This window comes from Erwinia sp. STN24 (assembly GCF_041320675.1).
GTDB classification, from domain to species: Bacteria; Pseudomonadota; Gammaproteobacteria; order Enterobacterales; family Enterobacteriaceae; genus Erwinia; species Erwinia aeris.
The window spans coordinates 209,575-228,178 of record NZ_JBGGPM010000004.1; the positions used below are offsets into that span (position 1 = coordinate 209,575).

Sequence of the window (18,604 nt, forward strand, 5' to 3'; positions counted from 1 at the left end):
CAGGTACAGAAGGTCAGCTGCTCCTCATCTGCTGCCCAGGCCAAAAATGACAGGTAATCAACTTAAGGCCTGCTTTAGCGCATTTTCCTCTGAAAGCGCCTGAAGCGGCCATTTAATGGATGTTTTATGTTAGACAGCTTGCTTGTCATCTTAATGCTGATCGCCATCAGCTCATTTTTTTCACTTTCGGAAATCTCTCTGGCCGCCTCGCGCAAAATCAAGCTGAAGCTGCTGGCGGACGACGGCAACATCAACGCCCAGCGCGTGCTGAAGATGCAGGAAACGCCGGGGATGTTTTTTACCGTGGTGCAGATAGGCCTGAACGCCGTGGCTATTCTGGGCGGTATCGTGGGCGATTCCGCGTTTTCGCCCGTGTTCCGCTCGCTTTTCGATCGCATCACCGGCCCGGTACTGGCGGAGCAGCTGAGCTTTATCGCCTCTTTTACCGTGGTGACCAGCCTGTTTATCCTGTTCGCCGATCTTTTCCCAAAACGTCTGGGGATGATCGCGCCGGAAACCGTCGCGCTGAAAATCATCAATCCAATGCGGATGTGCCTGTTTATCTTTCGGCCGCTGGTGTGGTTCTTTAACGGCGGCGCCAATATTATTTTCCGCCTGTTTAAGATCCCGCTGGTGCGCAAGGACGATATCACCTCGGACGATATCTACGCGGTGGTAGAAGCGGGCGCGCTCGCTGGCGTACTGCGCAAGCAGGAGCACGAGCTGATTGAAAACGTGTTTGAGCTGGAGTCGCGCACCGTGCCCTCCTCCATGACCTCGCGCGAGAACGTGGTGTGGTTCAATCTGCATGAGGATGAGTCGAGCCTGAAGGAGAAGATTGCCAATCATCCGCACTCCAAGTTTCTGGTCTGTAATGACGATATCGACCATATCGTCGGCTATGTCGATTCCAAAGAGCTGCTGCTGCGCGTGCTGGGCAACCAGAGCATGGCGCTTAACAGCGGCGTGCAGATCCGTTCGGCGTTGATCGTGCCGGATACGCTGACGCTCTCCGAGGCGCTGGAAAGCTTTAAAACCGCAGGGGAAGATTTTGCGGTGATCATGAACGAATATGCGCTGGTAGTGGGGATCATTACCCTGAACGATGTGATGACCACGCTGATGGGCGATCTGGTTGGCCAGGGAATGGAAGAGCAGATCGTGGCGCGCGACGAGAATTCCTGGCTGGTGGAAGGCGGCACGCCAATCGACGACGTGATGCGCGTACTGGATATCGACGAGTTCCCGCAGTCCGGCAACTACGAGACTATCGGCGGCTTTATGATGTATATGCTGAGAAAAATCCCTAAACGCACCGACTTCGTGAAGTTTCACGGCTATAAGTTCGAGGTAGTGGATATCGACAGCTACCGTATCGATCAGCTTCTGGTGACGAGGATTGATGAAACCCGACAGGGTGCCGCCGTGCTGAACAAAATGGTCGAAGAATAAAAACAGAAAAGGCGCGAATTTCGCGCCTTCTTTCTTTTGAACCGGCCTGCCGGTTGCTAGTTGAACTCGGTCTGCAAACGCAGCACCTGACGGTTCACTTCTGACATCACGCTATAGTGCTGCTTATCTTTAATGCGTGGGATCAGGATCTTACCTTTATCGAACTCAAATGCGCCTACATCTTTGATGTAGATCCGGCCACGGAATAGTGTTTTGACATATTTGGCCACCTGCAGCGGATTATAGCGCTGGAAAATCTTCATGTTACAACTCCTGAAAGATGATGCGTGCTGCGTCGTTTCCAAGTTCGGTACGAATCTTTGCAGCACAAAGTGGATACACTATAGACCAGGTTTCACTTCTAAAATTCCTAAAACCGAGTTTTTTTACTGTTTTTACACATCATGACAGTAGGCTCTTTCACCCGGCTGCATGAACGCAGTATAAACCTTCGACCTTTACGGAATTGTGCGTTGTGTTGCAAAGATGTTGTATCGCTGCGACAGACGCATCATCCACGTTTATTATTGCAGAAACATGACTAATGAGTTCAATCATGATTTTTCGTCTTTTACTGCTGCTGTTAACGTTGCTGTCGTGCGCCGCCAGCGCCCATAACCTGGTTACAGGCCAGCGCGTGCCGCCTGTCGGCATTACCGATCAAGGCGAGCTGCGTTATCAGCAGGAGCAGTTCAGCTATCGAGTCTGGAACAGCGCCGCGCTGCCGGGCAAAGTGCGCGTTCTTCAGCACATCGCCGGACGCGCCTCGGCCAAAGAGAAAAATGCGGCGCTGATCGAGGCGATTAAATCGGCCCGGTTTCCCCACGATCGCTATCAGACCACCACGCTGGTGAATACCGACGATGCTATCCCCGGCACCGGCATGTTTGTCCGCAGCAGCATTCAGAGCAATAAGAAACAGTATCCCTGGTCGCAGTTTATCGTCGACAGCGACGGCACGGCCAAACGGGCCTGGCAGCTGCAGGATGAAGGGTCGGCGATTATTGTGCTGGATAGCGGAGGAAAGGTGCGTTTCGTCAAGGATGGCGCGCTGACGCAGCAGGAAGTCCAGCAGGTGATTATGCTGGTGCGTCAGCTGTTACGCTGACGGACAGAGGGAGGCGCCGGTGCCGCCTCCCCTGGCCGATTAAAAGATCGAGACGCGGAAGCCCGGATTCAAAAAGGCTTCGCGCGGCGCATAGTCCAGCGTTTTCCCCTGCCAGTCATGCACGTGCGCGCCTGCGGCAATGGCTACGGCGTGGCCTGCACCGGTATCCCAGATATTCGTTGGCCCAAAGCGGGGATAGAGCTGCGCCTTGCCTTCCGCGACCAGACAGAACTTCAGCGAGGAGCCAATAGCAATGGTCTGATGCTCGCCCAGCTGGCTAAGGTAATCCTCCAGCTCGCTGTCGGAATGCGAACGGCTGACCACCACCAGCGGCGGGCGCGCCTCGCGCACGTGGATCTGCGTTTTTACACCGCCCTCTTCCTTCCAGGCTTTCCCCTCGGCGGCCGAATACATCACGTCCATCACCGGCGCGTAGACCACGCCCAGCACGGGCTTGCCGTTTTCAATCAGCGCAATATTGACGGTGAACTCGCCGTTCCGCTTGATAAACTCCTTGGTGCCGTCCAGCGGATCGACCAGCCAGTAGCGCTGCCAGTGCTGGCGGATCTCCCAGCCCGGCGGATCTTCTTCAGACAAAACGGGCACGTCGGGCGTCAGCGTGGTCAGCCCCTTCAGGATCACCTTGTGTGCGGCGATATCCGCTGCGGTGACCGGCGAATCATCGGATTTTGTGGCAACATCAAGCGGCGCCTGACCATCGTATATCTGCATGATGGCAACGCCCGCGTCTCGTGCCAGCTGGCATATATTCTCTAACATTGTCCACCTCTTGATTTGCTGGCTGGCGCTGGCTATCACTTTGCCAGCGCCAGCGCTCTCTGTTGATCATAGTCGATAGCAAAGATCGAAGGCCAAACGATCCGCCAGCGCTTAATTATCAATAGCATAAATTATTTTACGCCGCAGGGGCTGCTGTTTTTCATCAGGTTGACCCCGCAACGACCTTAATCGTTCCCGACGGGCCGGGCCATAAGAGATAAATATTTGTAGCTGCTCACATAATTATGAGAAAGAAGGTATTAGTTTCATAAAACTTTGCGACGTTAGGGATTACACAAACGCTATTAAGGAGAAACAATGATTAAGTCCGTTGTGACGCCCGTTGCGCTGCTGGTCAGCTGCGCGCTACACGCTGCCACGGTCGATTTCCGCCTGCTGGAAACCACCGACCTGCACAGCAATATGATGGATTTCGATTACTACAAGGATACCCCAACGGAAAAGTTCGGGCTGGTGCGTACCGCAACGTTAATTGAGGCGGCGCGTAAAGAGGCCGCCAACAGCGTGCTGGTGGATAACGGCGACATTATTCAGGGCAGCCCGCTCGGTGACTATGTGGCGGCCAGGGGCTTACAGCAGGGCGAAATCCATCCCGTTTACAAGGCGCTGAACACGCTGGATTACACGGTAGGCAACCTGGGCAACCATGAATTCAACTATGGCCTGGATTACCTGCAAAAAGCCATCAGCGGCGCGAAATTCCCCTACATCAATGCCAATATCATTGATATCCACAGCGGTAAGCCGCTGTTCACGCCTTTTTTGATTAAGGCGACGGAAGTGACGGATCGCGAGGGCAACAAGCATCAGCTCAAAGTGGGCTACATCGGTTTTGTGCCGCCGCAGATTATGGTGTGGGACAAGAAAAACCTCAGCGGTAAAATTACCGTGGAGGATATTACCGAAACCACCCGTAAATGGGTACCGGAGATGCGCCGCCAGGGCGCGGATCTGATCGTGGCTATCCCCCATTCCGGCCTCTCCAGCGAGCCGTGGCACGCGATGGCGGAAAACTCCGTTTACTACCTCAGCCAGGTTCCCGGCATCGACGCCATCCTGTTTGGCCATGCGCACGCCGTTTTCCCCAGCAAAGATTTTGCCGCGATCAAAGGTGCCGATATCGCTAAAGGTACGCTGAACGGGATACCGGCGGTGATGCCGGGCATGTGGGGCGATCATCTGGGCGTGGTCGATCTGGTGCTTAATAACGATGCAGGCCGCTGGCGGGTAAGCGAAGCGACCGCGCAGGCCCGGCCCATTTACGATACGGCGGCGAAAAAATCGCTGGCGGCGGAAGATCCGGCGCTGCTGAAGGTGATGGCGCCCGATCATCACGCCACGCGTGAATTTGTCAGCCAGCCTATCGGAAAATCGGCAGACGTGATGTACAGCTATCTGTCGCTGGTTCAGGACGATCCGACCGTGCAGATTGTGAATAATGCGCAGCGCGATTATGCAGAGCGCTTTATTCAGGGCGATCCGGATCTGGCCGCCCTGCCCGTGCTTTCCGCCGCCGCACCGTTCAAGGCCGGCGGCCGTAAAAACGATCCGGCCAGCTATGTGGAAGTGGAGAAAGGCCCGCTGACCTTTCGTAACGCAGCGGATCTTTACCTCTATCCCAATACGCTGGTGGTCGTAAAGGCCAGCGGTAAAGAGGTAAAAGAGTGGCTGGAATGCTCGGCGGGTCAGTTTAACCAGATCGATCCGGCCAGCACTAAACCGCAGCCGCTGATTAACTGGGATTTTCGTACCTATAATTTCGACGTTATTGACGGTGTGAGCTACCGAATCGACGTCACGCAGCCTGCCCGCTACGATGCGGAATGTCAGTTGATTAATGACAAGGCTTCCCGTATCCGCGATTTAACCTTCCAGGGAAAACCAGTCGATCCCGAGGCGACTTTTCTGGTGGCGACCAATAACTATCGCGCCTACGGCGGCAAATTTGCCGGAACCGGCGAGGATCACGTCGCTTTTGCTTCTCCGGATGAAAATCGCGCTGTCGTAGCGGCGTACATTACGGCGCAGACCCGGGCGCATGGCGAAGTCAGTCCGCAGGCGGATAATAACTGGCGGCTGGAAAATATTAACGCTAAGGTCCCTCTGAATATCTTTTTTGAGACCTCGCCATCTTCAAAAGCAGCTGAATTTATTAAAAACCATGGCCAATATCCGCTGAAGCAAGCAGGCCAGGACGATATCGGCTTTGCGCTTTACCATATTGGCCTTAACTGACGAATCTTTCATAAAAAAGCCAGCCTGGCATACAAGGCTGGCTTTATTTATTACCAGAGGTAATAAACTTATGCGCCGGTAGAGGATTTCAGGCTATTAATGGAGTCAATACCATATTTTACCAGGCCAACCACGCCCGCACCAATATCGTTAATCGCACCGGAAATGTTTAACTCCAGTATTTTACCAATTCCGCCGCCCAGTTGGGAAACAGCGTCAACGGAAGAAGTTGTTAAGCCACCGGCAGAGGCGCCCTGGTCGATCACAGAACCGATAAGAAAGCCAATACCTTTGCCGATATCAGAAAAAAGCCCGGCGCCTGCAACCGCGGCAATTTCATTGTTGGTCAACTCGCGCATTTATAGTTCTCCTTGATAATAATATCATCAGCATTACTATGGCATTCATTGCCACGTCGAGAACTTATTTCAAAAAAGCGGCGTAGTCAAACCTTCCTTCAGGATCAAAATAATCCAGCAGGGTATTTTCAGAATCGGCTGAATATATTTTCAACGAGTGAGAAAAGGCTATTAGTTAAAGCATCCGCGTTATTTAACGCGTAATAAAATTCATATCAGGCAATATTGAGGAATAACAGGTATCCTGCCGGAACAACAACAATCGTTATCCCGGCAGGATCGGCTGTTACAGAATTTCTAACAGCTCAACTTCAAACACCAGCGTGCTGAATGGCGGAATGGAAGCGCCAGCGCCGCGCTCGCCGTAGGCCAGGTTCTGTGGGATAACCAGCTCCCACTTTGAGCCGACCGGCATCAGGGTCAGCGCTTCGATCCAGCCTGGGATAACGCCGCTGACCGGGAACTCAGCCGGTTCGCCGCGCGCCACGGAGCTGTCAAACACGCTACCGTCGATCAGTTTGCCGGTATAGTGAACGCGAACGCGATCCTGGCGAGACGGAATAGCGCCGTCGCCCTGCTTGATGACGCTGAACTGCAGGCCGGATTCGGTGCTGCTCACGCCGTCACGCTGACCGTACTCTTCCAGGAATTTCTGGCCTTCGGCGGCCATCGCCTGCTGACGCTCGCGACGAACCACGTCGGCACGCTCGTGCACTTCACGCAGCGCGCGGTGAACAACGTCAACGGGCACAGCCGGGGAGTTCCCTTCCAGCGCGTCGCGCAGGCCAGCCAGCAGCGCTTCTGGCTGCAGCCCCTGCAGCCCGGATTCCAGCAGCTGCTGGCCAACCTGTAAACCGATACCGTAGCTTGCTTGTGCTTCTACGCTGTCTAAAGAAGGGGTAGTCATGGATTTTCCTTTACTGGTAATAAAACTGAGGACGAAGCATAACAGCGCAGGCAACAGGGGTAAAACGCCATCTTCTTCAGGTGACATTTTCAGCGTAAAAGGAAACAATAACGCTGCTCCGCTTACGCTATAAAAGCCGCGCGGAGAGTGCGCTATCAGCTATATTTCAGTAGAGGTTAACATGGGCCATATTGCCCGCAGACGAAGGAAACGCCGGCCGGCTTTGTTAAAGCGGTTTATTTTATTCGCGCGAGGATCGCGCAAGGAGGACGACGCCATGCCCGTCACTAAAGCGTCACCAGCATCGAAGTGGTTCAACTGGCTCTGGCACCTGGCGGATTCCGCACGCTGGATGGATCCGCTGCCGTCTTTCCACCGTCGCGGCATTATCCTGGCCGGGGCGCTGGTTTTGCTGGCTTTTTTGTGGCCTTCGCCGCGACAGCCGGAGCAGACGGAACGCCCCGTTAACGTTGAGCGCACCACAACAGACGTGCCGCTACAGGCGGAGCTTAGCGGTCGGGTGGATAACAGTCAGCAGCCTAAAGGCGATGCTCAGGGACAGTGGACAAACTACCAGATTGCCAACGGGCAAACGCTGGCGCAGCTGTTCCGCGACCACAATCTGCCGGTAAATGATGTATTTGCAATGGCCCGCGTGGAGGGCAACGACAAGCCGCTGAGTAATTTGCAGGCCGGTCAGGCGGTCAGGATCCGCCAGAATTCGCACGGCGTGGTGACGGGACTGGCCGTAACTACGGAGCAGGGGGAAATTTTATTTACCCGCCAGCCGGACGGCGCGTTTCTGCAGGTTCATTAGCCAAACAAAAACGCCGACGCGATGTCGGCTTTTTACATTATCAATCTGCTCAGAGAACGCTTTTCACAAACAAAAACGCCGGCACAAGGCCGGCGTTTTTAAGCGGTAGAGAAGCGATTAAGCTTCAGTAACCACGTTTACAGTCAGTTTAGCGAAGACTTCGCTGTGAACCTGGAAGTCCACTTCGTGCTCACCGGTAGTGCGCAGAACGCCGTTCGGCAGGCGAACTTCGCTCTTGGCTACTTCAACGCCGGCTGCAGTTACAGCGTCAGCGATGTCGCGAGTACCGATAGAACCGAACAGTTTACCTTCGTCGCCTGCTTTAGACGCGATGGTAACGGTGCCCAGTGCATTGATTTTCTCAGCGCGAGCGTTAGCAGCGGACAGAACGTCAGCCAGTTTGGCTTCCAGCTCTGCACGGCGTGCTTCGAAGAACTCAACGTTTTTCTTGGTAGCAGGAACAGCTTTGCCCTGTGGTACCAGGAAGTTACGAGCGTAGCCCGCTTTAACGTTTACCTGGTCGCCCAGGGTGCCCAGGTTTGCTACTTTATCAAGCAGAATAACTTGCATTACCTTATCCTCTTAAAGTCGTTAATTGACAACAGCCGTTACTGATGACGATCGGTATACGGCAGCAGAGACAGGTAACGCGCGCGCTTGATAGCACGAGCCAGCTGACGCTGGTATTTAGCGCGAGTACCAGTGATACGGCTTGGTACAATCTTACCGCTTTCAGTAATGTAGTTTTTCAGCGTTGCGATATCTTTATAATCGATCTCTTGAACGCCTTCCGCGGTGAAACGGCAGAACTTGCGACGACGGAAATAACGTGCCATTTGGCTAGTCTCCAGAATCTATCAATTCAATCTGCTCGGCATGCAGCACCGTCTTATTCAGCCCATTGCGCCCTTGATGGCTGCTAATGAAACCTGAAACGGTGACCGGCGTGCCGACCGTTATACTTTGAGTAATGGCCTGATGGGCTTTGCCGCTGATAATCACCGGCATGCGACACCAGGCTTGCCGGGTAAAACCGGCCTCCACCTGCATCGATCTGTGCTCAAGCACGAACTGGCAGTGTGGAATACCTGAGGGGCTTACTTTACGCATCGGCGTCTTGCACACGGTGCCAGACAGCGTCAGCCGATTAGCCTCCACGGTCAATTACTCTTCAGAATCCCCAGCATCTGCTTCATCAGAGGTTTCGTTAGCAAAATCTTCACGACGCTCACGGCGCTCGTCTTTCGCTTTAACCATCGGAGAAGCTTCAGTTACCGCGTGCTTAACGCGCATAACCATGCTGCGGATAACGGCGTCGTTGAAGCGGAAGTTAGTTTCCAGCTCATCGATCGCTTCCTGCGGCGCTTCAACGTTCAGCAGAACGTAGTGAGCTTTGTGCAGTTTGTTGATCGGGTAAGCCAGCTGACGGCGGCCCCAGTCTTCCAGGCGGTGGATCGTACCTTCTGCACCAGTGATGGTCGCAGAGTAGCGCTCGATCATGCCAGGAACCTGTTCGCTCTGGTCAGGGTGAACCATAAATACGATTTCGTAATGACGCATCGAATTTGCTCCTTACGGATTATTCAGCCTCCTGTCGGGGTCAACCGCGGCCCATGGAAGCAAGGAACGTTATAAGCCGTGACCTGACAACTATCGGGTCACAACCTGAGAATGCGGCTGAAAAATTGACGCGTAATCATACTGGCGGCGGGGGGGAAACTCAAGGTAAAGTCGCGGCCTGATGTAAATTATTTGTCAGCCTGAGCCAGGCTGCGGTGGGAAGCGAAAGGGATCAGGCAATTAGCCTGTTTTTTCGCCCCTAAAGCGCGACGGTAAAAAGCAAGAATTACTAATACACTTTATCGCGAACGGCGCTAAACTTACAGGGTGAAGACAAGACCCTGACGCCCGGCGTCAGATTTGTTACCTGATTGTGGAGTTGAATCATGAAAACCATCGCAATCGCCACCTTACTCGGACTCGCCCTTTCCACCCCCGCCCTTGCCGATACCGACTGTGGGCAGAGCGTAGCCAGCCAGGCGGCGAACAGCTACGTCTATGTAAACCGTATCGATTCGCCAACGGGACAGATGACGGACAAGCCTTTGGTGACGATCCCCGCTGCGCAACGACTGGCGCAGCAGCTGTGATCCCGTCTACAAATGACGTTTGAAAAATGCTGTCGTGGCTTCCAGCGCCGACGGCGTGATGCGATGCCCGATGCCCTGCTCCGTGAGAAACGTCAGCCCGGCATCGAGCTTCGCTTCTCTTAACGCTTTTTCCAGCCGCACGCTCTCTGCCACCGGTACCATCTCATCCGCTTCACCATGCCAAATCAGCAGCGGCCGATCGGCAATTTTCTCCAGCTGCCGACTGATATCATAATCCGCCAGCGGCGCCATTCGCTGAGCAAAAGCCTGCGCCTGCTCGGGCGTATGCACGGCCAGCGGCGGAAACAGCGTGTGGGACAGCGACATATAATAGCCCGACCCCATCAGGCAGGCGACGCTGGTAAAACAGGGGTAGCGCGCCATCGCGCCCAGCGCGGTCATGCCGCCCATTGAGGCACCCGCCGCCGCAAGGCGCGTACCCTCAATCAAATTCTGCTGCCGCAGCGAGGCTATAAGCTGCGGTACTTCATCAATATTGCTTTTCAGGATTTCCCAGAAGTGGGACAGGCGATATTCGCTATCGCCGTTATAGCGCGCGCCGTGCATATCCGCGTCGGGCAGGATCACGCGAAAGCCCGCCAGCGCCAGCGCCACGCCGAAATAGCTATAGACTTCTTTCGACGAGGTAAACCCGTGATAAAAAAGGATAGTAGGCAGCGGCTCGTCTCTTTTGCCTGTCGGCGCGGCGTGCAGGCATTCAATCCCCGCAAAAAATTCCGTACTGACTTCAATCATCACTTTCCCCTTAAGTCGTTGCGCTACAGGCTACAAATACAAATAGCCAGCTAATCATGCTGTTATTTGAGTTTATTGCTTATTTAATTGATCTGCATGCTGAAGCGCTCACTAAATATTTTCTTTTTCCAGCCGTTAACCGTTATGACCCCCCTCTTTTAATACAGGCTTTTTTATGAAATTTCTCGCATTTGGGCGCTGGAGCCTCGGCGTTAAGCTGTCGGTAATAACCTCGCTAAGCGTAGCCGCACTATTTTTAGTTTTAACGCTGGCGCTGACCAATAACGCGTCGAATCAAATGCAGGCGTTAACGCTGGAAAATATGGAAAACCAGGTCGACGGCATCGGCGATATGGCCACCATGTTCAACAGTACGCTGAGGGAAGAAGTTGCTAACTATACCGCGCTTTTTCAAAGCTTTTTGCCGAAGCAGTTCTCCATCGATCCTGGCGAACGCGTAACGATTGGTGCCGAACAGGCGCCAGTCCTGCGTGCGGGGCTAAAAACGCTGAATCTGGACGAAAGCCTGGTGGATGATTTTCTGGCGCGCACCGGCGCTATCTCGACCGTTTTCGTGCGTACCGGCGACGATTTCCTGCGCGTGTCGACCTCGCTACGCAAAGAGAATGGCGAGCGTGCTATCGGCACCCGGCTGGATCGCGCCAGCCCGGCCTGGAAAATGGCGCAGCAGGGCCAGATCTTCCAGGGCGTCGCCATGCTGTTTGGCAAACGCTATATCACACAGTATCAGCCGGTAAAAGACGCCAGCGGACAGGTGGTCGGCATTCTGTTTGTCGGCGTGGATATTACCAAACAGTACGCGTTGATTAGAGAAAAAGTGCTGGTGAAAAAGCTGGGCGAAAGCGGCCACTTCTCCGTGCTGAGCGATGCCGCAGGCAAAACCCGTGGCCAGTATGTGTTTCATCCTGAACGCGAAGGCCAGCTGCCGGCCTGGCCGGAAGCCACCCGCCAGCTGCTGCTGAGCCAGACCTCCGGCAAGGTAGAGGTAAAAGACGCCAACGGCGAAACGCAGATCATGGCCTGGCATCATCTGCCAGACTGGCACTGGATAATTCTGGGCGAAGTCAATAAAGCCAGCCTGCTGGCGCCGATCCAACATACCCGCAATCTGTTCCTGACGCTGGGCGCCGCGCTGGTTGCGCTGTTCGCGCTGGGCTTTATCACCACCACGCATCGTTGGATAAGCAGGCCGCTACAGCAGGTCATCGAGCTGGCCGAGCACTACTCTGCCGGTAATTTGCAGGCCACGCTGGAAACCCGGCGCCATGATGAAGTGGGCAAGCTGATCGTCGCGATCAACGGTATCGGCGACGGCCTGGATCGCATCGTGTCTCAGGTTCGTGAAGCCGCTCAGGAGATCAGCAGCGGAACGGATGCTATCGCCTCCAGCAGCGAAAACATCAGCGAGCAGATCACGCGTCAGGCGGCCAGCGTGGAAGAAACCTCGGCCAGCATGGAGCAGCTGAGCGCTACCGTGGCGCAAAACGCCGCTAACGTTTCCCAGGCATTGACGCTGGTAGGCGAAGCGGCGGCGGCGGTCGGTAAAGGCGGCGAAACGGTGACGCGTTCCGTGACGACCATGACCGACATCAAGAGCGCTTCACAGAGCATTGCCGATATTACTCAGGTGATTGAATCTATTGCTTTTCAGACCAATATCCTGGCGCTGAACGCCGCAGTGGAAGCGGCGCGCGCGGGCGAGCACGGTAAAGGCTTTGCGGTGGTGGCGGCGGAAGTCCGCGCGCTGGCGCAGCGCAGCGCCACGGCGGCCAAAGAGATTGACGGCCTGATTGAAAACTCGCTCAGCAAAGTGGTACAGGGCCACAATCTGTCCGAGCAGACGCGCCAGTCAATGGAGGATATCGTTGGCCGTATCGAGCAGGTGAAAGTGCTGATGAGCGAAATCAACGTTGCGTCTAAAGAGCAGTCGGCGGGCATTGGCCAGGTCAATATTGCCATGAACCAGATTGGCCAGGCGACGCACGAAAGCACTGAGCTGGTCGCCACCTCAGAGCTGACCGCGCAAGAGCTGAGCCGCAAAGGCCATCACCTGACCGCTCTGGTGCAGGTTTTCCGCGTCAAGGCATAAAGCATCGGGATAGCTTACACTTCAGGCAGTCCATCAAGAGGAGTGCCTATGTCCAGGTTATCCCTGTTTTTCGTGCTGCTGCTTACGGGCTGTAGCCTGACCCAAACCACGCCGCAGCCGCCCCCGCCGGTACAGGCGCAGGCGCAGGAGATCACGCGCGCGCAGAGCATGACGCTGACGCGGCTCGGCACCGTCAGCGTGTCGGTACGCGGCTCGCCGGACGATGCCGCGCGGGCTATTGCCGCTAAAGCCAACGAGGCGGGCGCGAAGTATTACGTCATCCAGATGGTCAGCGAAACGGTCATGCCGGGCCGCTGGTATTCAACGGCGGTGCTTTATGGGCCGTCAGCTAATGCCGGTGGCGCGCAGTAGCAAACGCTGACAGACTTTTTCCGACAGCGGCGCCGGCCCGCGCAGCTGTCGGCACCAGGCGTCGGCTATGCAGGGTTCCAGCTGCCTCATGACCTGCACGCCGCAGGCCAGGTTGAACAGGCTTTCGCAGATTGCACGCGCCTGGGCTTCCTGCGGATGGCGCAGCAGCAGCTTTAACTGGCGCCAGGCACCGTCGAAGTAGCGGCTTTGCCCTTTCACCGCCTCAAACTCTCTGGCCAGCAGCTCCATGGCGGCTGGCTGCTTACTCAGCACGCGCAATACGTCCAGGCACATCACGTTACCGGCACCTTCCCAGATGCTGTTAACCGGCATTTCACGATAGAGCCTCGGCAGCTCGCTCTCCTCGCAGTAGCCGATACCGCCCAGCATTTCCATCGCCTCCGCGACAAAGCTGATGCCGCGTCTGCACACCACATATTTCGCCGCAGGCGTAAACAGTCGGCTGAAGAGTTTGCCCGCTTCACCGCTTTCCGCCGACCATGCGCCGGCCAGCCGCAGCAGCATCGCCGTCTGCCCTTCCAGTAGCAGGGCCTGCGAACAGAGCTGCTGACGCATCAGCGGCTGATCGACCAGGCTTTTGCCCTGCACCTGACGCTGATGGCAATGATAAAGCGCAATGGAAAACGCGCGGCGCATCATCGCATGGCTCGCCAGCGCGCAGTCAAAACGGGTATAGCCGCCCATTTTTAAAATCTGCCGGACGCCTTCACCCTCTTCGCCAATCAGCCAGCCGCTGGCCGCAAAGAACTCCGCTTCGCTGCTGGCATTGGACCGATTGCCCAGCTTGTCCTTCAGCCGCTCCAGATGCACGGCATTACGGCTGCCGTCCGGCAGCAGGCGCGGCAGGAAAAAGCAGGAAAGCCCGCCTTTGGCCTGCGCCAGCACCAGATGCGCATCGCTTTGCGGCACTGAAAAAAACCATTTATGGCCGGTGAGCCGGTATTCGCCGTTGCCCACGGGTTCGGCGCGTGTGGTGTTGCTCAGCACATCGGTGCCGCCCTGTTTTTCAGTCATGCCCATGCCGATAAGCAGCCCGCGCTTGTGCTCGCCCGGCTGCAAATGCGGATCGTAACGGTCGGAAAGCAGCGGCGTAAGCCAGCCGCGAAAAGGCGCAGGTAGATGGGATTTCAGCAGCGGAATAGCGCCGAAAGTCATGGTGACAGGGCAAAGCGTGCCTGCCTCCACCTGGGCATGCAGGATAAAGCGGGCGGCCCGCGCGACGAAGGCTGCGGGCGGCGCATTCTCCTGCCACGGCAGGTTATGCACGCGGTTGCTGCACAGCCCCTGCATCAGCAGATGCCAGGCGGGATGAAAGCGCAGATCGTCCAGCCGTTCGCCTACAGCATCGTAGCGCAGCAGCTCCGGCGGATAGCTGTTGGCCAGCCTGCCCAGCTCTGACGACTCGGCGCTGCCCAGCTGCTGCCCGACGGACGCCAGCAGATCGTTGTCCCAGCCCGCGCCTTCGCGCAGCACGGCCTCGCGCAGCGGCGTATCGGAAAGAAACAGATTGCTGTTGGTCAGCGGACGGGGCTGATTAAAGACGTGGTGGGTACGGTTCATCCTGACCTCCTTCTGTAGGCACACACTCAGTATGCAAAAGAGGACGGCGCAGGCGAGGAGCAGAGAGGGATTTCGGGGCGCGGATCACGCCCCGGCGTGATTATTTCGCGCGCTGACGCACGGCCTCAAACAGGCAGATGCCGGTAGCGACCGATACGTTCAGCGAGGAAACGCTGCCCGCCATAGGAATGCTGATTAGCTCGTCGCAGTGTTCACGGGTCAGACGACGCATGCCTTCGCCTTCCGCGCCCATCACCAGCGCCATCGGGCCGGTCATTTTGCTCTGGTACAGCGTATGATCGGCTTCACCCGCCGTGCCGACGATCCAGACGTTGGCTTCCTGGAGCATACGCATCGTGCGCGCCAGGTTGGTGACGCGGATCAGCGGGACGTTTTCCGCCGCGCCGCTGGCCACTTTTTTCGCCGTGGCGTTCAGCTGAGCGGAGCGATCTTTCGGCACGATCACCGCATGAACGCCAGCCGCATCGGCGCTGCGCAGGCAGGCGCCCAGGTTATGCGGATCGGTTACGCCGTCCAGGATCAGCAGGAAAGGTTTCTCCAGCTTTTCCAGCAGATCCGGCAGATCGTTTTCCTGATACTGGCGGCCGGCTTTGACGCGCGCCACGATCCCCTGATGCACGCCGCCCTCGACCTGGCTGTCCAGCCACTGACGGCTGGCGACCTGGATCACGATGCCCTGCGCTTCCAGCGCCTTCACTACCGGCTGCAGACGGCGATCGTCACGGCCTTTAAGGATAAACACTTCCTGAAAGCGCTGCGGATCGCTGTCAAGCAGCGCCTGCACGGCATGGAGTCCAAAAACTATTTCACTCATTCACTGTTACTCAACTGGTCGTTACATGCCGCATCCGGGATGCGGCGAGGTTATGCGTCTGCCTGCCTTCAGGATGCGGGCGTATCGGTCTTTTTCGCGGCGCGTTTGGAACGCGTCGCGGCGGCGATTTTACGGCTTTTATCCGACGGTTTGCGCGGTTTTTTCTCGCTTTTCGCGCCGTCTGCCGCACCGGCCTTGCTTTTGCCGTTGCGGAAGGCGCTGTCCGGCTCGAAGTTCACCTTTTTGCCCTGGTCGCGACGGCGTTTGCCGCTGTGCTGGGCGGCGGGTTTCTTCGCCCGATCGCGCTCGGTTTTGCCTTCGCCACGCGGTTTGCGCGCGCTTGAAATCAGCGCGAAGTCAATTTTGCGCTCGTCCATATGTACCGCGTCCACGCGCACTTCAACCGTATCACCCAGGCGATAGGATTTGCCGCCGGACTCGCCAACCAGGCGCTGCCCGATGGCGTCAAAGCGGTAGTAGTCGTTGTCCAGCGTGGAAACATGCACCAGCCCGTCGATAAACAGATCGTTTAAGCGAACGAAGAAGCCGAAGCCGGTAACGCTGGAGATCACGCCGGTAAAGGTTTCGCCCACCTGATCCTGCATAAAGTCGCACTTCAGCCAGTCGGCTACGTCACGCGTCGCCTCGTCCGCACGGCGTTCGGTCATTGAACAGTGCTGACCAAACTGCAGCATCTGCTGCATTTCGTAGTGGTAGCCGCCGGTTGGCGTGGTGTTGCCCTGTAGCGTGTTGTTCTCTTTCGCCAGCAGATATTTGATAGCGCGATGCAGCAGCAGATCGGGATAACGACGGATCGGCGACGTAAAGTGCGCATAGGACGCCAGCGCCAGGCCGAAGTGGCCGCGGTTTTCCGGGTCGTATACCGCCTGCTTCATCGAGCGCAGCAGCATGGTTTGCAGCATTTCGGCATCGGGACGCGAAGAGATCTGCGTCAGCAGCTCGGCGTAATCCAGCGGATGCGGCTTGTTGCCGCCGCCCAGCGTCAGGCCCAGCTCGTTCAGCACGGAACGGAAGCTTTTGATGTTTTCTTCACTTGGACGATCGTGATCGCGGAACAGCGCCGGCTCGTGGTTTTTCTCCACAAAGCGCGCTGAAGCGATGTTCGCCAGGATCATGCACTCTTCGATCAGCTTGTGGGCGTCGTTACGCGCCACCTGCTCCACGCGCTCAATACGGCGATCGGCGTTGAAGATAAATTTGGCTTCGTCGGTTTCAAAGGAGATGCCGCCGCGCTGCTCGCGCGCTTTTTCCAGCACCAGATACATGCGGTGCAGCTCTTCCAGATCCTTCACCAGCGGCTGGTACTGTTCGCGCAGCTCCTGATTGCCCTGCAGGATGCTCCAGACCTTGTTATAGGTCAGGCGCGCCCAGGAGTTCATGACCGCTTCGTAATGCTTGTAGCCGGTCAGCTTGCCGGTGGCGGAGATGGTCATTTCACAGACCATACAGAGGCGATCCACCTGCGGGTTCAGCGAGCAAAGCCCGTTGGACAGCACTTCCGGCAGCATTGGTACCACCTGCGACGGGAAATAGACCGAGGTGCCGCGGTTAACCGCTTCGTCATCCAGCGGCGTGCCCGGACGAACGTAATAGCTGACGTCGGCGATAGCTACCCATAAGCGCCAGCCGCCGCCGCGTTTTCTTTCGCAGAAGACGGCGTCATCAAAGTCGCGGGCGTCTTCGCCGTCAATGGTGACCAGCGGCAGATCGCGCAGATCTACGCGGCCCGCTTTGGCTTCTTCCGGCACTTCTTCCTTCAGCTGGGCGATCTGGCGCTCCAGCGCTTCCGGCCAGACGTGAGGAATATCGTGGGTACGCAGCGCCATTTCGACAGCCATGCCGGTACCCATATTGTCGCCGAGCACTTCCACCACTTTACCGATAGCCTTGCTGCGACGGGTAGGACGCTGCATCAGCTCCACCACCACCACATAGCCCATACGGGCGTTCATCAGCTCTTCCGGCGGGATCAGGATATCAAAGCTCAGGCGGCTGTCGTCCGGCACCACAAAGCCGACGCCGGCTTCGGTAAAGTAGCGGCCGACAATCTGGTTATTACGCGGCTCCAGCACGCGCACTACGCGCGCTTCACGGCGGCCTTTGCGATCGGCGCCCATTGCCTGGGCCAGGATCACATCGCCGTGCATACACATCTTCATCTGCTCGGCAGAGAGATAAAGATCGTCTTTGCTGCCCTCGGCACGCAAAAAGCCAAAGCCGTCGCGATGGCCGATAACCTTGCCGCGCAGCAGATCGAGACGCTCCGGCAGCGCATAGCACTGGCGACGAGTGAACACTAACTGTCCGTCGCGCTCCATCGCGCGCAGGCGGCGGCGCAGCGCTTCGGTTTGCTCTTCGCCAGAGATAGAAAGTTCATCCGCCAGCTCTTCACGGCTGGCGGGCTTTTCGCGTTTATCTAAATGGGAAAGGATAAATTCGCGGCTGGGAATGGGGTTCTCATATTTTTCAGCTTCCCGTTCCTTAAATGGATCTTTTGACATAGCGGTTCCTCCGTTGTCATCAGCTGCGGAAAGAGGGTTGCTCAATTCGCAGCAATTGGTAGAGCGGATGGTTGTCGGTAACCAAATCGGCCAGCGTGTAGCCGTCCAGCACGGCGAGAAAACACTGTACGGCCTCGTGCAGCGCCGTTTTCAGGCGGCAGGCCGGGGTGATGTGGCAAAAGTCACTGTGGCAGTTCACCAGCTGGAGCGGCTCCATATCGCGGACGACCTGGCCTATCACGATCTCGCTGGCCGGTTTACCCAACCGGATGCCGCCGTTTTTGCCCCGTACCGCAGCGACATAGCCTGCCCGACTCAGCTGATTGATAATCTTAACCATATGATTACGCGAGACGCCGTAAGCCCCGGTGACTTCCGTGATGCTGGTCATCCTGCCTGCGGGCAGCGCGGCCAGAAAAATCAGCGCGCGTAAACCATAATCAGTGAAACTTGTTAGCTGCACGGTTACCTCAACGGCACGGCGCTAAACGCGCCAGCAATCCGCTCAAAAATGAGTGTGTTGTCAATGATGATAAACCAGCCTTCGCATTCGAGGCCATTTTATTTCAGTAAGCGCTGATAAAGAGAGGGCGGGACGA

The 18,604-nt window shown here is 56.5% G+C and carries 20 protein-coding genes; 7 read left to right on the forward strand and 13 right to left on the reverse strand.

What is annotated here, in order from left to right; all coding sequences use genetic code 11:
• The first annotated feature begins 126 nt into the window (after positions 1–126).
• Positions 127–1,452, forward strand: a complete 1,326-nt coding sequence (locus ACA373_RS15645; protein WP_253455841.1) for a hemolysin family protein — start codon at positions 127–129, stop codon at positions 1,450–1,452.
• A 56-nt stretch (positions 1,453–1,508) separates the two neighbouring features.
• On the opposite strand, the gene ACA373_RS15650 is transcribed toward ACA373_RS15645, so the two are convergent.
• A complete protein-coding gene (locus ACA373_RS15650; RefSeq protein ID WP_246760837.1) occupies positions 1,509–1,715 on the reverse strand; it encodes a DUF1107 domain-containing protein in 207 nt (68 codons plus the stop codon).
• A gap of 290 nt (positions 1,716–2,005) precedes the next feature.
• On the opposite strand from ACA373_RS15650, the gene ACA373_RS15655 reads away from it, so the two are divergent.
• The gene (locus ACA373_RS15655) at positions 2,006–2,560 is read left to right on the forward strand and encodes a YtfJ family protein (RefSeq protein WP_369895295.1); all 555 of its coding nucleotides are present in this window, start codon (positions 2,006–2,008) and stop codon (positions 2,558–2,560) included.
• 39 nt (positions 2,561–2,599) lie between these two features.
• Here the strand turns inward: ACA373_RS15655 and cysQ are convergent, their stop codons facing one another.
• Positions 2,600–3,340 (reverse strand): 3'(2'),5'-bisphosphate nucleotidase CysQ, encoded by a 741-nt coding sequence (gene cysQ, locus ACA373_RS15660; protein ID WP_253455845.1) that lies wholly within the window; start codon positions 3,338–3,340, stop codon positions 2,600–2,602.
• Between the two features lie 318 nt (positions 3,341–3,658).
• Between cysQ and ACA373_RS15665 the strand changes: the two genes are divergently transcribed.
• The gene (locus ACA373_RS15665; RefSeq protein WP_370734785.1) at positions 3,659–5,596 is read left to right on the forward strand and encodes a bifunctional 2',3'-cyclic-nucleotide 2'-phosphodiesterase/3'-nucleotidase; all 1,938 of its coding nucleotides are present in this window, start codon (positions 3,659–3,661) and stop codon (positions 5,594–5,596) included.
• A gap of 68 nt (positions 5,597–5,664) precedes the next feature.
• On the opposite strand, the gene ACA373_RS15670 is transcribed toward ACA373_RS15665, so the two are convergent.
• Entirely contained in the window at positions 5,665–5,955 is a 291-nt protein-coding gene (locus ACA373_RS15670) for a hypothetical protein (protein ID WP_253455849.1), read from the reverse strand.
• 286 nt (positions 5,956–6,241) lie between these two features.
• Complete coding sequence (gene fklB / locus ACA373_RS15675; protein WP_125290327.1) at positions 6,242–6,862, reverse strand: FKBP-type peptidyl-prolyl cis-trans isomerase; 621 nt, start codon at positions 6,860–6,862, stop codon at positions 6,242–6,244.
• A gap of 277 nt (positions 6,863–7,139) precedes the next feature.
• On the opposite strand from fklB, the gene ACA373_RS15680 reads away from it, so the two are divergent.
• Positions 7,140–7,679, forward strand: a complete 540-nt coding sequence (locus ACA373_RS15680) for an OapA family protein (protein ID WP_253455851.1) — start codon at positions 7,140–7,142, stop codon at positions 7,677–7,679.
• Positions 7,680–7,796: 117 nt separating this feature from the next.
• Here the strand turns inward: ACA373_RS15680 and rplI are convergent, their stop codons facing one another.
• The 4 genes from rplI to rpsF are packed head-to-tail and all read right to left on the reverse strand — an operon-like array spanning position 7,797 to position 9,239.
• A complete protein-coding gene (gene rplI / locus ACA373_RS15685) occupies positions 7,797–8,249 on the reverse strand; it encodes a 50S ribosomal protein L9 (RefSeq protein WP_125290325.1) in 453 nt (150 codons plus the stop codon).
• A gap of 38 nt (positions 8,250–8,287) precedes the next feature.
• Positions 8,288–8,515: a 30S ribosomal protein S18 gene (gene rpsR, locus ACA373_RS15690; protein ID WP_000135199.1), complete on the reverse strand. Its 228-nt coding sequence runs from the start codon at positions 8,513–8,515 to the stop codon at positions 8,288–8,290.
• A gap of 4 nt (positions 8,516–8,519) precedes the next feature.
• Positions 8,520–8,837 (reverse strand): primosomal replication protein N, encoded by a 318-nt coding sequence (gene priB / locus ACA373_RS15695; protein WP_125290423.1) that lies wholly within the window; start codon positions 8,835–8,837, stop codon positions 8,520–8,522.
• A 6-nt stretch (positions 8,838–8,843) separates the two neighbouring features.
• Positions 8,844–9,239 carry a 30S ribosomal protein S6 gene (rpsF, locus tag ACA373_RS15700; RefSeq protein WP_125290324.1) on the reverse strand — a complete coding sequence of 132 codons (396 nt, stop codon included), beginning with the start codon at positions 9,237–9,239 and terminating at the stop codon, positions 8,844–8,846.
• Positions 9,240–9,625: 386 nt separating this feature from the next.
• Between rpsF and ACA373_RS15705 the strand changes: the two genes are divergently transcribed.
• Positions 9,626–9,829: a hypothetical protein gene (locus ACA373_RS15705; RefSeq protein ID WP_253455853.1), complete on the forward strand. Its 204-nt coding sequence runs from the start codon at positions 9,626–9,628 to the stop codon at positions 9,827–9,829.
• Between the two features lie 6 nt (positions 9,830–9,835).
• Here ACA373_RS15705 and yjfP read toward each other — a convergent pair whose 3' ends face one another.
• Positions 9,836–10,585, reverse strand: coding sequence for an esterase (gene yjfP / locus ACA373_RS15710; protein WP_253455855.1), 750 nt, complete (start codon positions 10,583–10,585; stop codon positions 9,836–9,838).
• A gap of 175 nt (positions 10,586–10,760) precedes the next feature.
• On the opposite strand from yjfP, the gene ACA373_RS15715 reads away from it, so the two are divergent.
• Both ACA373_RS15715 and bsmA read left to right on the forward strand, forming a co-directional pair.
• Positions 10,761–12,695 carry a methyl-accepting chemotaxis protein gene (locus ACA373_RS15715; protein WP_301730300.1) on the forward strand — a complete coding sequence of 645 codons (1,935 nt, stop codon included), beginning with the start codon at positions 10,761–10,763 and terminating at the stop codon, positions 12,693–12,695.
• 48 nt (positions 12,696–12,743) lie between these two features.
• A complete protein-coding gene (gene bsmA / locus ACA373_RS15720) occupies positions 12,744–13,067 on the forward strand; it encodes a biofilm peroxide resistance protein BsmA (RefSeq protein WP_301252902.1) in 324 nt (107 codons plus the stop codon).
• Here bsmA and ACA373_RS15725 read toward each other — a convergent pair.
• The 4 genes from ACA373_RS15725 to nsrR form a co-directional block, all read right to left on the reverse strand.
• Positions 13,041–14,648: an isovaleryl-CoA dehydrogenase gene (locus ACA373_RS15725; protein ID WP_370734786.1), complete on the reverse strand. Its 1,608-nt coding sequence runs from the start codon at positions 14,646–14,648 to the stop codon at positions 13,041–13,043. The genes bsmA and ACA373_RS15725 overlap by 27 nt on opposite strands.
• A gap of 100 nt (positions 14,649–14,748) precedes the next feature.
• Positions 14,749–15,483: a 23S rRNA (guanosine(2251)-2'-O)-methyltransferase RlmB gene (gene rlmB / locus ACA373_RS15730; protein ID WP_253455864.1), complete on the reverse strand. Its 735-nt coding sequence runs from the start codon at positions 15,481–15,483 to the stop codon at positions 14,749–14,751.
• A gap of 68 nt (positions 15,484–15,551) precedes the next feature.
• Positions 15,552–18,005 (reverse strand): ribonuclease R, encoded by a 2,454-nt coding sequence (gene rnr / locus ACA373_RS15735; protein ID WP_253455866.1) that lies wholly within the window; start codon positions 18,003–18,005, stop codon positions 15,552–15,554.
• A 19-nt stretch (positions 18,006–18,024) separates the two neighbouring features.
• Positions 18,025–18,468 carry a nitric oxide-sensing transcriptional repressor NsrR gene (nsrR, locus tag ACA373_RS15740; protein WP_253455868.1) on the reverse strand — a complete coding sequence of 148 codons (444 nt, stop codon included), beginning with the start codon at positions 18,466–18,468 and terminating at the stop codon, positions 18,025–18,027.
• Positions 18,469–18,604: the final 136 nt, after the last annotated feature.